The organism is Pseudomonas sp. NMS19W, from assembly GCF_051554255.1.
Lineage (GTDB): Bacteria > Pseudomonadota > Gammaproteobacteria > Pseudomonadales > Pseudomonadaceae > Aquipseudomonas > Aquipseudomonas kribbensis.
In genome coordinates, this window is sequence record NZ_CP136718.1 from 3,240,033 (window position 1) to 3,253,932 (window position 13,900).

12 protein-coding genes and 1 pseudogene are annotated in these 13,900 nt (G+C 61.3%); 7 read left to right on the forward strand and 6 right to left on the reverse strand.

Annotated features, from left to right (window positions below; genetic code table 11):
• Positions 1 to 14: 14 nt before the first annotated feature.
• The 5 genes from R1A29_RS14655 to R1A29_RS14675 form a co-directional block, all read right to left on the reverse strand.
• A complete protein-coding gene (locus tag R1A29_RS14655; protein ID WP_438298706.1) occupies positions 15 to 1,142 on the reverse strand; it encodes an acyl-CoA dehydrogenase in 1,128 nt (375 codons plus the stop codon).
• Between the two features lie 20 nt (positions 1,143 to 1,162).
• Positions 1,163 to 2,353 carry an acetyl-CoA C-acyltransferase gene (locus R1A29_RS14660; protein WP_438298707.1) on the reverse strand — a complete coding sequence of 397 codons (1,191 nt, stop codon included), beginning with the start codon at positions 2,351 to 2,353 and terminating at the stop codon, positions 1,163 to 1,165.
• Positions 2,354 to 2,365: 12 nt separating this feature from the next.
• Positions 2,366 to 3,127, reverse strand: coding sequence for an SDR family NAD(P)-dependent oxidoreductase (locus R1A29_RS14665; RefSeq protein ID WP_438298708.1), 762 nt, complete (start codon positions 3,125 to 3,127; stop codon positions 2,366 to 2,368).
• A 15-nt stretch (positions 3,128 to 3,142) separates the two neighbouring features.
• The gene (locus R1A29_RS14670) at positions 3,143 to 4,807 is read right to left on the reverse strand and encodes an AMP-binding protein (RefSeq protein ID WP_438298709.1); all 1,665 of its coding nucleotides are present in this window, start codon (positions 4,805 to 4,807) and stop codon (positions 3,143 to 3,145) included.
• 141 nt (positions 4,808 to 4,948) lie between these two features.
• Positions 4,949 to 5,965, reverse strand: coding sequence for an AraC family transcriptional regulator (locus R1A29_RS14675; protein ID WP_438298711.1), 1,017 nt, complete (start codon positions 5,963 to 5,965; stop codon positions 4,949 to 4,951).
• A 216-nt stretch (positions 5,966 to 6,181) separates the two neighbouring features.
• On the opposite strand from R1A29_RS14675, the gene efeU reads away from it, so the two are divergent.
• From efeU to efeO (R1A29_RS14695), 4 genes are read left to right on the forward strand one after another with little or no spacing between them, the layout of a single operon-like run.
• Positions 6,182 to 7,030 (forward strand): iron uptake transporter permease EfeU, encoded by an 849-nt coding sequence (gene efeU, locus R1A29_RS14680; RefSeq protein ID WP_248739800.1) that lies wholly within the window; start codon positions 6,182 to 6,184, stop codon positions 7,028 to 7,030.
• 8 nt (positions 7,031 to 7,038) lie between these two features.
• On the forward strand, positions 7,039 to 8,238 hold the full coding sequence (gene efeO, locus R1A29_RS14685) for an iron uptake system protein EfeO (RefSeq protein ID WP_438298712.1): 1,200 nt from the start codon (positions 7,039 to 7,041) through the stop codon (positions 8,236 to 8,238).
• 17 nt (positions 8,239 to 8,255) lie between these two features.
• Entirely contained in the window at positions 8,256 to 9,554 is a 1,299-nt protein-coding gene (gene efeB, locus R1A29_RS14690; protein WP_438298713.1) for an iron uptake transporter deferrochelatase/peroxidase subunit, read from the forward strand.
• Positions 9,555 to 9,575: 21 nt separating this feature from the next.
• A complete protein-coding gene (efeO, locus tag R1A29_RS14695; protein ID WP_085709988.1) occupies positions 9,576 to 10,400 on the forward strand; it encodes an iron uptake system protein EfeO in 825 nt (274 codons plus the stop codon).
• 63 nt (positions 10,401 to 10,463) lie between these two features.
• Here the strand turns inward: efeO (R1A29_RS14695) and pssA are convergent.
• Positions 10,464 to 11,808, reverse strand: a pseudogene (pssA, locus tag R1A29_RS14700) (CDP-diacylglycerol--serine O-phosphatidyltransferase).
• Positions 11,809 to 12,013: 205 nt separating this feature from the next.
• Here pssA and R1A29_RS14705 point away from each other — a divergent pair.
• The 3 genes from R1A29_RS14705 (at position 12,014) to R1A29_RS14715 (ending at position 13,846) form a co-directional block, all read left to right on the forward strand.
• Positions 12,014 to 12,580 carry a TetR/AcrR family transcriptional regulator gene (locus R1A29_RS14705; RefSeq protein ID WP_438298714.1) on the forward strand — a complete coding sequence of 189 codons (567 nt, stop codon included), beginning with the start codon at positions 12,014 to 12,016 and terminating at the stop codon, positions 12,578 to 12,580.
• Positions 12,581 to 12,632: 52 nt separating this feature from the next.
• A complete protein-coding gene (locus R1A29_RS14710; RefSeq protein WP_438298715.1) occupies positions 12,633 to 13,112 on the forward strand; it encodes a DUF1348 family protein in 480 nt (159 codons plus the stop codon).
• Positions 13,113 to 13,324: 212 nt separating this feature from the next.
• Complete coding sequence (locus R1A29_RS14715; RefSeq protein ID WP_438298716.1) at positions 13,325 to 13,846, forward strand: hypothetical protein; 522 nt, start codon at positions 13,325 to 13,327, stop codon at positions 13,844 to 13,846.
• Positions 13,847 to 13,900: the final 54 nt, after the last annotated feature.

Here is a 13,900-nt window from a genome sequence, read left to right on the forward strand (position 1 = left end):
GTGCAGATTCCTTCTCAAAGATTGCGCGAAATGACCATGCGCTGAATGTCGCTGGTGCCTTCGTAGATCTGGCAGACCCGCACGTCGCGGTAGATGCGCTCCAGCGGGAAGTCGTTGAGGTAACCGTAACCGCCCAGTGTTTGCAAGGCCATGGAGCAGACCTTCTCGGCCATTTCGGAGGCGAAAAGCTTGGCCATCGACGCCTCGACCAGCGCGGGCTGACCGCTGTCGCGCAGAGCGGCGGCGTAATGCACCATCTGCCGCGCCACGGCGATCTGGGTGGCCATGTCCGCCAGACGGAACGCCACGGCCTGATGCTCGATGATCGGTTTGCCGAAGGTGTCACGCTCGCGGGCGTAATCACGGGCCGCTTCGAACGCGGCGCGGGCCATGCCCACCGATTGCGAAGCGATGCCGACGCGGCCGCCTTCGAGGTTGGCCAGGGCGATCTTGTAGCCCTCGCCCTCCTCACCCAAACGGTTGACCACCGGCACTTTGACGTCTTCGAACAGGATCTGGCAGGTGTCCGAGGCATGCTGGCCGAGCTTGTCTTCAATACGGGCGACTTTGTAGCCCGGCGAGTCGGTCGGCACGATGAACGCCGTGATCCCGCGTTTGCCGGCGCTCGGGTCGGTGACGGCAAACACGATCACGATCCCGGCGTTCTGCCCGGAGGTGATGAACTGTTTGCAGCCATTGAGCACGTAGTGATCGCCTTCCAGCCGTGCACGGGTTTTCAGGCTGCTGGCGTCGGAGCCGGCCTGAGGCTCGGTCAACGCGAAAGCACCGAGCATCTCGCCGCTGGCCAGCGGTTTGAGGAAGCGCTCACGCTGGTCGTCGTTGCCGAACTTGAGGATCGGCACGCAACCCACCGAGTTGTGCACGCTCATGATCGTCGAGCAGGCGCCGTCGCCGGCGGCGATTTCTTCCAGGGCCATAGCGTAGGCCAGGTAACCGGTGTCGCAACCGCCCCACTGCTCCGGCACCAGCATGCCGAAGAACCCCAGCCCGGCCATTTCGCCGATGGCTTCTTTCGGGAAGCGGTGCTCGCGATCCCACTCGGCGGCGAACGGTTTCAGCCGTTCCTCGGCAAACTGCCGGGCCATGTCGCGGATTTGTTGTTGGTCGTCATTGGGAATCATGGCAAATCCTTAACTCGGGTTCAGACGCACTCGACCGCCATCGCCGTGGCTTCGCCGCCACCGATGCAGATCGCCGCGACGCCGCGTTTCAGGCCTTTCTGGCGCAGGGCCGAGAGCAAGGTCACCAGAATCCGCGCGCCGGACGCGCCAATCGGATGGCCCAGAGCGCAGGCGCCGCCGTGGATGTTGAGTTTGTCGTGAGGAATTTCCAGGTGGGTCATCGCCGCCATGCCGACCACGGCGAAGGCTTCGTTGACCTCGAACAGATCGACCTGGTCCAGCGACCAGCCGGTTTTCTTCATCAGCTTCTTGATCGCGCCAATCGGTGCCACCGGGAACAGACCCGGGGTGTCAGCGAAGGCTGCGTGGCCGTGAATCACCGCCAATGGTTTCAAACCCTGTTTCTGCGCTTGCGACTGGCGCATTAACACCAGCGCGGCGGCGCCGTCGGAGATCGAGCTGGAGTTGGCTGCGGTCACGGTGCCGCCCTCGCGGAACGCCGGTTTCAGCGAAGCGATCTTGTCCAGTTTGGCTTTTGGCGGCTGCTCGTCGTTGCTGATCAGCACTTGTTCCTTGCCGACGGTCACGGTCAGCGGAACGATTTCGTCCTTGAAGCTGCCGTCCCTGATCGCCTGCTGGGCGCGGGTGGTCGAGGCGATGGCAAAGGCGTCCTGGGCTTCGCGGCTGAAGTCGTTGGTTTCAGCGCAGTCTTCGGCGAAGGTGCCCATCAGACGGCCCTTGTCGTAGGCGTCTTCGAGGCCGTCGAGGAACATCGAATCCAGCACCCGACCGTGGCCCATGCGGTAACCGGCGCGGGCGCGGTCCAGCAGGTACGGCGCGTTGGACATGCTTTCCATGCCGCCGGCGATCACCACATCGGCGCTGCCGGCCAGCAGCATGTCGTGGGCCAGAATCGTAGTTTCCATGCCCGAGCCGCACATCTTGTTGACGGTGGTGCAGCGGGTGGATTTATCCAGCCCGGCGCCCAGTGCAGCCTGACGCGCAGGCGCCTGGCCCAGTCCTGCCGGCAGTACGCAGCCGAACAGCACTTCATCGACCGCATCGGCGGCAACACCGGCGCGCTCGACCGCAGCCTTGATTGCTGCCGCGCCGAGTTGCGGCGCGGTCAGGCTTTTCAGTTCGCCCTGAAAACCGCCCATCGGGGTGCGGACGGCGCTGACGATGACAATCGGATCGTTGGAGATGGTCATGGGAAATCCTCCTTACTTGGCGGCCATGCGCAAGGCACCGTCGAGACGGATCACCTCGCCGTTGAGCATGCTGTTTTCAATGATATGCCGCACCAGCGCGGCGTACTCCGCAGGCTTGCCCAGACGCGGCGGGAACGGCACGCCGGCGGCCAGCGAATCGCGCACTTCCGGGGTCATGCCGGCCATCATCGGGGTTTCGAAAATGCCCGGAGCAATAGTCATCACGCGGATGCCGAAGCGCGCCAGTTCACGGGCGGCAGGCAGGGTCAGGCTGGCGATGGCGCCTTTGGACGCGGAATACGCGGCCTGACCGATCTGGCCGTCAAACGCAGCAACGGACGCGGTGTTGATGATCACGCCACGTTCGCCGTCGGCATTGGCCTCGCTTTCGGCTATCGCTGCCGCTGCGAAGCGCAGCATGTTGAAGCTGCCGATCAGGTTGACGTTGATCACCTGCGCGAAGCTCGCCAGCGCGTGCGGGCCGTTCTTGCCAAGGATCTTCTCGCCGCGAACAATGCCGGCGCAGTTCACCAGCCCGTTGAGGCTGCCGAAGGCTTTGACGGTCGCCTGCACGGCGGCTTCGGCGGCGGCTTCGTTGCTGATGTCGGCCACGACACTTTGCGCGCCGAGGCGCTGGGCCTGAGCGGCAACAGCTTCGGCGTTCATGTCCACCAGCATCACTTTGGCGCCGGCATTCACCAGCAATTCAGCGGTGGCGGCACCCAGGCCGGACGCGCCGCCGGTGACGATAAAAACCTTGTTCTCGATCTGCATGACTGACTTCCTGATTCAAGCTGAAACGTTGTGCGCCGCGGCCTCTTGAGCCTTGGCGATTTCCTGGTTGCGCAAGATAAAGCGCTGCAATTTGCCGCTTGGGGTTTTCGGCAATTCGCTGACAAATTCGATTTCACGGGGGTACGAATGCGCGGCCAGACGCTTGCGCACGTGTTGGCGCAGTTCTTCGGCCAGCGCAGGTTCCGCGCGGTATTGCGGGTTGAGCACGACAAAGGCTTTCACCAGTTCGGTGCGCTCCGGGTCCGGTTTGCCGACCACGGCCGCTTCGACCACCGCCGGGTGCTCGATCAGTGCGCTTTCCACATCGAACGGGCCGACCCGGTAGCCGGAAGTGGTGATCACGTCATCGCTGCGGCCGACAAAGCTGATGCTGCCGTCCGGGTTCCACTCGACGGTGTCGCCGCTCAGGTAGTAGTCGCCGACGAAGGCCTTGGTCGGCGCACCTTCGTAGCCGGCGAACCAGCACATCGGCGACTGTGTGCGGTCGATGGCGAGAATCCCGGGCTGGCCGACGCCAAGTTCGTTGTACTGATCGTCGAGCACCACGATGCGATGGCCCGGCGAAGCAAACCCGGCGGCGCCGAGGTGGATCGGATGTTCGAGGCCGTGGTGGTTGCACAGGACCATGCCCAGTTCGGTCTGGCCGTAGTGATCGTGAATGACCACGCCGAGGTTGTCGGTGAACCAGCGGATTACCTCCGGGTTCAACGGCTCGCCGGCGCTGCTGACGATGCGCAGCTTGCCCTTGATCGATTTGGCGAATTCATCGCCGCCGGCAATCAGCAGGCGATAGGCCGTGGGCGAACCGGTGAGGTTGGTGATCCCGTATTTGTTGATGACCCGGCAGGTGCTTTCGAGGGTGAACGGGCCATCGTAGAAAGTGATCGGATGTCCCATGGACAACGGGCCAGTCACGCCGAAATAAATGCCATAGGCCCAGCCCGGATCGGCGACGTTCCAGAACGCATCTTCCGGGCGCAGATCCACGGCATCACGGGTGTAGCTCTGGAACGCGACGATTGCCTTGAGCGGCACCGACAGCGCTTTCGACGGGCCGGTGGTGCCCGAGGTGAACATCAGCAGGAACGGGTCTTCACCGGTGAGCATCACCGGTTCGCAGACGCTGGAATGATTGGGCAGCTCGGCCCAGAAACTGAAATCGCCACGGACGATGCCCTGGCCTTTCGGGCCGCCGACGGTGACCAGTGTCGGGCATTCGGCGACTTCACTGAGCTTGGGCCGGTTGACGGCGTCGGTTACCACGACTTTGGCGCCGGAGCTGTTCAGGCGATGTTCGAGGGCTTTGGGGCCGAACGCGGTGAACAGCGGTTGATACACCGCGCCGATGCGCCAGGTGGCGAACACGGTGATCAGCAGTTCGATATTTCGCGGCAGCAGGCCGGCGACCTTGTCGCCCTTCTGCACGCCTTGGGCGCGCAGGAAATTGGCGAAACGCGCGGCCTTGTCCTGCAGGTCGCTGAAGGTGTAGGTCGCACTGGCGCCATCGCGACCTTCCCAGAACAGCGCGATGCGCCCCGGCAAGGCGTGACGGTCACAACATTCGACGCAGGCATTGAGCGCCTCGAGCGAGCCGCTGAGTGCGGCGTCCACGGTGTGCTGATAATTGAACTGTTCGGTGGCAGACAAGTAATCGCGCATTGCCAGAATCCCTCTGTGTTTTTATTAGGTCGGGGAACCGTAAACATCAGAGGAATACTCGCGCCGCACGCCGGTTGCGGCAATGGCCAAAGCCTTCAAAGTGGATGACTGGTTTGGCCAAGGTTTGCGTCGATTCGAGAATCAGACCGCTTCGTTGAGAATCAGGCTGCGGTAATGCCCCGGATTGGTCCCGGACCACTTGCGAAACGCCTTGTAGAACGAGCTCGCATCGGCAAATCCCAGGCGTGTGGCGATGTCGACAAAACTGATCGAAGGCTCCGCCAGCCAGGTGATCGCCAGTTCCTTGCGCACGCTGTCCTTGAGGCCTTGATAGGTCTGCCCTTCTTCTGCCAGACGCCGGCGCAGGGTCGAGGCCGACATGCACAACTGCTGCGCCTGGAATTCGGTCTCTGGCCACTGCTCGGCGGGCAGCTGGCGCAGATCCTGCTTGATCCGGCTGGCGAGGCTTTCCGGATCGCGGTACTTCACCAGAATGTTCGCCGGCGCATGGGCCAGAAAGCGTTTCAATTCCTCGGCACTGCGCTTGATCGGCAGATCCAGCACCTCGGCGGCGAAAATCATCCGCGTGCGCGGCCGGTCGAAGCGCAGGTTTTCCGAGAACATCACCCGGTAGTCATCACAGAAATCCGGCGCCGGGCAACGCAGTTCGATGGCGAGGATCGGAATTCGCCGCCCCGCCAGCCAGCACGCCACGCCGTGGACGATCATCCAGTAAGTGAAATAGGTGAAGGCGCGGCGCGGCTCGGGGTCGTCCTCCAGCAGCACGATCTCCGCCAGACTTTGCTGATGCACCAGTTGCGCCGGCATGCGTTCAAGCATCAGCGACAGGAAATTCAGACCGGTACTCAAACCGGCCGCCAGATTCGGCTGGGCCATCGCGCTGCGGCAGAGGAACTCCAGGCTGCCGGATTTCAGCTTGCGCGGGTCCATGCCAAAGAACTCGTCATCGCCGCGCCGCGCCAGCAGTCGCCACAACCGTGCGTACTGGCTGGCCGGGACGCGGGCGTCATCGGTGGCCAGCAGCGCCGGATCGATGCCGACCTTGTTCAAGACTTCTTCCGTGGCCACGCCCGGGGCACAACTTTGCTGCAGTGCTTCGCGCACCAGTTGAATGGCGATGGTGTCTTTTTCCGACATGGATCGAGGCAAATCCTGTTGTTCGAGTGGCTGGCATCTTAACGCAGCAGCCCGGACACGGCTCGCTTCATCCGGAATGGCCGTGACGCATTTGAGAATGGTTGATCTTCAAGCCTGTTCAGCTACCGTTCAGGTAAATGTCAATGACTGACATGTGAGAATGACTTTCATTATGTTACAACTTGTAACCTCATTTCGTTACACAGTGGATGCCGAATGCTCGTTCCCTTTCTGATCATGCTGCGTGAAGGCATTGAAGCCGCGCTGATCGTTGGCATTATCGCCAGCTACCTGCAACAGACCGGTCGTGGCCAATGGATGCCGGCGGTGTGGATCGGCGTGTTTCTTGCCGCTGCGCTGGCCTTGTTGGTAGGCGGTGGCCTGGAGCTGGTCAGCGCCGAATTCCCGCAGAAACAGCAGGAACTGTTCGAAGGCGTGGTCGGCCTCGTCGCCGTGGGCATTCTCAGTTCCATGGTGTTCTGGATGCGCAAAGTGGCGCGTTCGATCAAGCATTCGCTGCAGGCATCTCTCGATCATGCGCTGACGGCATCGAAGCATCAGGTCATCGCCCTGATCGCCATGGTGTTTTTCGCCGTGGCCCGGGAAGGTCTGGAAACCGTGTTCTTCCTGCTCGCTGTGTTCCAGCAGAGCGAAGGCCCGGGCGCGCCGATCGGCGCCCTGCTCGGCCTGATCCTGGCCATTGTCGTCGGCTTCCTGATCTACAGCGGCAGCATGCGCCTGAACCTGTCGGCGTTCTTCCGCTGGACCGGGCTGTTCATCCTCGTGGTCGCCGCCGGCATCCTCTCCAACTCGGTGCAGGCACTGCATGAAGCCGGCGTCTGGAATCACCTGCAAACCGTGCTTTTCGACTTCAGCGCGACGTTGCCGATGGACGGCCCGCTGGGCTCGGTGCTGGCTGGCATGTTCGGCTATCAGGATGCACCGACCGTCAGCACCCTCGGCGCGTACCTGATCTACCTGGTGGTGGCGCTGGTGATGTTCTTCTATCCGGCTCCCGCCCCGGCGCCCAAAGCCGCCGCCTCGAATTCCGCTTCCAGCCAATAAGGGCCTCCATGTCAAAGCCTAATATCCCTCAGGCCTCCCCTCCCCGTGCCTTGCGCTGGGCGGTGGCCGGTTCAGTGGTCGTGATGATCGCCGCCGGCGGCCTGTTCTACTACGCCTCGAAAATGGCTGCGGCCAAACGTCAGCACAACCATGACGAAGTGGTGGTCAACATCCACCCCGGCAGTTGCGAACCGAACGAGCTGAGCGTGCCGGCCGGCCGCGCCAGCTTCCGCATCGTCAACCGCTCCGACCGGGCGGTGGAATGGGAAATCCTCGACGGCGTGCTGGTGATCGAAGAGCGCGAGAACATCGCGCCGGGCCTGAGCCAGGTGATCAACGCCAACCTGCAACCCGGCGATTACGCCATCACCTGCGGCCTGCTGAGCAACCCGCGCGGCGTGCTGCATGTGACGCCGACCGCTGCCTCGGTTGCCGCCGCCAAGGCCAAGCCATCGATGGTCGCTTTCGTCGGGCCGCTGTCGGAGTTCCGGGTTTATCTGGCCACCCAGGGCAGCGCGCTGATCAGAGCCGTCACCGCGCTGAATCAGGCGATCACCAGCGGTGATCTGGCCCAGGCCCAAGCAGCGTACCTGCCGGCCCGTGCGGCGTATCAGCGTCTGGCCCCGGCGGCACAACGTCTGGCCGAGCTGGACAACAGCATCAACGCCCGTGCCGATTACTTCGAGAAACGCGAGCAGGATCCGGCCTTCGTCGGCTTCCATCGCATCGAGTACGCGCTGTTCCAGCAACGCAACCTCGACGGTCTGTCGCCGATTGCCGAGCGCCTGCTGGGCGACGTCAACACGCTGAAACAACAGTTGTTGGCCCAATCGCTGCCGCCGGAGCAACTGGTGGAAATCCTCGTGCGCAACCTCAACACCCTGGCCGACGTGCGCGCCGCCAGCGGCGAAGAGGAACGCTACAGCCACGGCGACCTCAACGGCTTCGCGGCGAACCTGGAGACCGCGCACAAAGTCGTCGAACTGCTGCGACCGCTGCTGACGAAATCCGCCGCCGACCTGTTGCCGAAAATCGACAGCGCGCTGACTGACTTCGACAACACCCTGAACGGTTTCAAGGTCAAGGACGGCTACGCGAGTTACGACACCGTCAGCGGTGAACAACGCAAACAGATCGCCGACAAGGCCAAGACCCTGGCCGACGCTCTCGACGGCATCGATCCCGCCCTCGGCCTCTCCGGCCTGTAAGTAGAAGACGAATACCGATGAACGATTCCGAACACTTCAACCTGCAACGCCGTCGCGTACTGATGGGCATGGGCGCCGCCGGCGTCGCGCTGGCCGGCACCGCCCTGAGCTGCCCGGCAATGGCCGCTGCACCTGCACAAGTCACCGAAGCACCGAGCAGCGACAAGACCCAGGATCACCACGACTTCCATGGTGTGCACCAGACCGGCATCGTCACCCCGCGCCCGGCATCCGGCATGCTGGTGTCGTTCGATGTGCTGGCCAGCGACCGTGAAGACCTCGAACGCCTGTTCCGCACCCTCAACGAGCGCATCGCGTTTCTGATGAAGGGCGGCCCGGTGGCGCAGATCGACCCGAAATTGCCGCCGCCGGACTCCGGCATCCTTGGCCCGGTGGTCACCCCGGACAACCTGACCATCACCGTGTCGGTGGGTGAGTCGCTGTTCGACGAGCGTTTTGGCCTCGCCGCTGCCAAACCCAAGCGCCTGATCCGCATGGTCGGTTTCCCCAACGATGCGCTGGAAGCCGATTGCTGCCACGGCGACCTGAGCCTGCAGTTCTGCTCCAACACCGCCGACACCAACATCCACGCCCTGCGCGACATCGTGAAGAACCTGCCGGACCTGCTGCTGGTGCGCTGGAAACAGGAAGGCAGCGTGCCGCCGCAAGCCCCGGCCAAACCCGGTGTGCCAGCGCAATCGGCGCGTAACTTCCTGGGTTTCCGCGACGGTTCGGCCAACCCGGATTCCAACGACGGCAAAGCCATGGATCGCATCGTCTGGGTGCAGCCGGGCAGCGACGAACCGGCCTGGGCGGCCCACGGCAGTTATCAGGCAGTGCGGATCATCCGCAACTTCGTCGAGCGCTGGGACCGCACACCGTTGCAGGAACAGGAAAGCATCATCGGCCGGGTGAAAACCACCGGCGCGCCGATGGGCGCCAGCCATGAGAGCGAAGTCCCGGACTACAGCAAGGACCCGGAAGGCAAGCTAACCAAGCTCGACGCGCACATCCGCCTGGCCAACCCGCGCACCGCCGCGAGCCAGGCCAACTTGATCCTGCGTCGGCCGTTCAACTATTCCAACGGCGTGAACAAGAACGGCCAGCTCGACATGGGTCTGCTGTTCATCTGCTACCAGGCCGACCTGGAAAAAGGCTTCATCACCGTACAGACCCGCCTCAACGGCGAGCCGCTAGAGGAATACCTCAAGCCGGTCGGCGGCGGTTACTTCTTCACCCTGCCGGGTGTTACGGGCGACAAGGATTTCATCGGTCGCTCGCTGCTCAACGCTACCCAACCAAAAACAACTGCATAGCATTCAACAGGAGCCGCCCCCATGAAAAAGACGCCCATCGCGTTATTGCTGACCCTTGGTCTACTCAACACCCCGCTGTCGGCGTTCGCGGCGACTGCACCGCTGGATCTGGTCGGGCCGGTTTCGGACTACAAGATCTACGTCACCGAGCAACTGGACCAGTTGGGCACCCACACCAAACAATTCACCGACGCCGTGAAAAAGGGTGACCTGGCCACCGCGCAGAAGCTCTATGCACCGACCCGCGTCTACTACGAGTCGATCGAACCGATTGCCGAGCTGTTCAGTGACCTCGATGCGTCCATCGATTCCCGCGTCGACGACCACGAGAAAGGCGTGAAGGCTGAAGACTTCACCGGTTTCCACCGCCTCGAGTACTCGCTGTTCTCGGAGAAGAGCACCCAGGGCCTGAACGATCTGGCCGACAAACTGGATAAAGACGTACAGGACCTGCAGACCCGCGTTGCCGGCCTGACCTTCCCGCCCGAGAAAGTCGTCGGTGGTGCTGCCGCCCTGCTGGAAGAAGTCGCCGCCACCAAGATCTCCGGTGAGGAAGACCGTTACAGCCACACCGACCTCTATGACTTCCAGGGCAACATCGACGGCGCGAAGAAAATCGTCGACCTGTTCCGTCCGCAGATCGAGAAACAGGACAAGGCCTTCGTGGCCAAAGTCGACAAGAACTTCGCCACCGTGGACAAGATCCTGGCCAAGTACAAGACCAAGGACGGTGGTTTCGAAACTTACGACAAAGTGAAGGACAACGACCGCAAGGCGCTGGTGGGTCCGGTCAATACCCTGGCTGAAGACCTGTCGACCTTGCGTGGCAAGCTCGGTCTGAACTGATTTCTACGCACAAAAAATCCCCCGAACGCGCTCTGCATTCGGGGGATTTTTTGTTTTCCGGTCTTACAGAATCCGGTACAGCAACCGCTCGACCCGCACCCGGCTCACGCGCTTGAGGAACTTGGCGACCCCGGCCGGGTAGTCCGGCAAGGCTTCCAGGTCCTGGAATCGCTCGATCCGCGTGGTGTGTTCGAAGATGTTTTCCAGCTCAAGACGACGCGGCTCCAGCCACTCGCCTTTCGGGTCATCGATCAGCAGCGCGTTTTCCAGATCGAGACGGAACGCCCGCGGATTGAGGTTGTTGCCGGTCAGCAGCGTATAGCGCTGGTCGATCCACATGCCCTTGAGGTGATAGCTGTTGTCGCCCTCACGCCACAGATGCAGGTTCAACTGGCCGCTGTCGATATTACGTTGATGACGCTTGGCGAAACGGCGCAGGCTGATCTCGTAGAGATACGGCAGCGCGGCGATCACCTTGAACGGCTCGCTCGGCGGAATGTAGAAGTCGTTGGCCGTCTTGTCACCGACCACGATATCGATCTTCACACCACGGGCCAGCGCCCGGTTGATCTCGCGGATCACCCCCAGCGGCAGGTTGAAGTACGGCGTACAGATGGTCAGTTGCTTCTGGGCGCTGGCGATCAGCTCCAGAATCACCCGGTTCAGCGGGTTGTTCTTGCCCACGCCGAGCAATGGGCTGACCGACAGGCCGGTATGCGCCGTGCCGCCGGCGCTGGTGTCGTACGCCGCGTACTTGAGACGGCTGCGCAGATCGCCGATGTCGTTGCGCAGGCTGCGGGTGGTCGGCAGGTGCGGCAGGTCGAGGCGATGCACCGCTTTCGATTCGATCAGGCCGTGCTTGACCAGGTGGTGCATGGAGTCCGCCAATTCGCGGCTCTGCAACACGTGATAACGGTCGAAGCGATACTTGTCGAACTTGTGCAGATAAACGTTGTTCAGGCTTGCACCGCTGTAGACCACGCAATCGTCGATCACGAAGCCTTTCAGGTGCAGCACGCCGAACAGCTCGCGGGTCTGCACCGGCACGCCGTAGACCGGCACCACGCTCTGGTGGGTACGGGTCATCTCCTGATACCAGGCGGCGTTGCCCGGCTGCTTGCCGGCACCGATCAAGCCACGCTGGGCGCGCAGCCAGTCGACGACCACAACGATTTCAAGCTCCGGGCGCTTGAGCTTGGCGGCGTGCAAGGCATCGAGGATTTCCTGACCGGCTTCGTCGTTTTGCAGATAGAGCGCGACGAGGTAGATGCGCTGGGTCGCCTGGGCGATTTTCTCCAGCAGGCAACGACGGAACTCGGCGGCGCCGGACAGAATGGTCACGGCCTCGGCGGTCAGCGGAAAGCTGCGCAACTTGGGCAGCGAGAGAGCGTTTGAAAAGCAACGGCATAGGGCTCGCAATGGGTCGAATCCGAAGAACCCGAGAGCTTACACCATCAACTCCTTCGGGTCTTGTGAGTGTCTGTAATAACTTCGTCGCCAGCAGCCTGATTCCCACGTGAATCACATTTCCAATGTGGGAGCGAGCGTGCTCGCGAAAGCCATTTCAAAATCAGCGCTTGACCAAGGAGAACGATCGTTCTACTGTTCGCCACATGAACGAAATCACTAGCAACGACACGACCCGCGACATCATTCTGGATGTCACCGAAAAGTTGATCTACAAGAGTGGCATCGCGGCCACCGGCATGGATCTTCTGGTGAAAACCGCCGGTGTCTCCAGAAAGAGTATCTACCGCTACTTCGCCAACAAGGAGGAGCTGACCGTCGCCGCCCTGCAACGCCGCGACGTGCGCTGGATGCACTGGTACAGAAGTGCCGTCGATCAGGCCGAAACCCCGGCCGATCGCCTGCTCAACCTGTTTACCGTGCTCAAGGGCTGGTTCGCCTCGGAAGGCTTCCGGGGCTGCGCCTTCATCAATACCAGTGGCGAGACCGGCGATCCGCAGGATCCGGTGCGCCAGGTCGCCAAAGACCACAAACAGAAGCTGCTCGACTACCTGTGCGAGCTGTGTACCGAACATGGTGCCGAGGACCCGCAACTGCTGGCCAGACAGTTGCTGATCCTGATTGACGGCGCCATTACCGTAGCGCTTGTGATGGGTGATCACAGTGCCGCCGATAATGCGCAATGCATGGCGCGAAAGTTATTGGACCTGTAAAGCCTCAATAAGCGACAAGTTGTTAAATCGTTAATTTGATCGGGAGACAAACATGTCTACTGCAGCCGAAGTACGTCCGCCATTGCCACCCTTCAACCGTGAATCGGCCATTGAAAAAGTTCGTCTGGCCGAGGATGGATGGAACTCCCGCGACCCGCAGCGGGTGTCGCTGGCCTATACCCTGGACACCAAATGGCGCAACCGCGCCGAATTCGCCAACAACCGCGAAGAAGCCAAGGCCTTCCTGACCCGCAAATGGGCCAAGGAACTGAATTACCGCCTGATCAAGGAACTCTGGGCTTACTCCGACACCCGCATCGCCGTGCGCTACGCCTACGAATGGCACGACGACTCGGGCAACTGGTTCCGCTCCTACGGCAACGAGAACTGGGAGTTCGACGAGCACGGGCTGATGTTCCAGCGTTATGCCTGCATTAACGACATGCCGATCAAGGAAAGCGAACGCAAGTTCCACTGGCCGCTGGGCCGGCGCCCGGATGATCATCCGGGGTTGTCGGAGCTGGGTCTGTAACTGCGGACTTCGCTACTTCCGGTGGAAGCACGGATGCTTCCACTTAATGCTTTTCCTCAGAAACAGAAGTCAGTCGCTTTTATCGCAAAAGGTACTAATGGACTGTCAGTAATGACAGTAGCGGCCACAGAGGATCTATCAAATCATTGCCATGCAGCCAGATTTGGCCGAATTAACGGCCTCTCTTCTACCCATGACAGTGAGCGACTGATATGAGCCAGAAAAACATGGTTCCAAATGGTGATTTCAGTACCGGTGATTTCAGCAAATGGATTCCACAAGGTTACGACACACCTATATCCGTCGAACGCCACAACGGTAACTATGCCGCACGCTTGGTCGGTGGTAGAAACCAGGGTCAGAGTCTGGCAACCGAGACCTTTCAAATTCATCCGGGAGAGTTCGATTTCAGTTTCCAGATCCAGGCTCCCGATGCCGCCCCGTTGCAAGACACCAAGGATCGACGAATTCACCTCCCAGTCCTCGACAAAACCCCCAATCCTCTGTTTCACGCGCACATCTACTACACGCTTTGGGCAACCAATCGCAACACTGGTGAGCATGAACTATGGCCCGAAGTGCGCTATGTCGATTCGCAAACAAGAACGCTGACGCTCAAAGGTACTATCCAGCCCGGTTACGAGTGGTTAAGTGTTCACTTCGCCATTACCAACGATTTCTTTGGAAACAAAGGGCCGTATTTCATTGACAATGTCTGGTTCTCGACGATGTAGCGACTTACATTCAGGCACCACTTGATCGATAAGGATCACAGTCGCGATGAACGG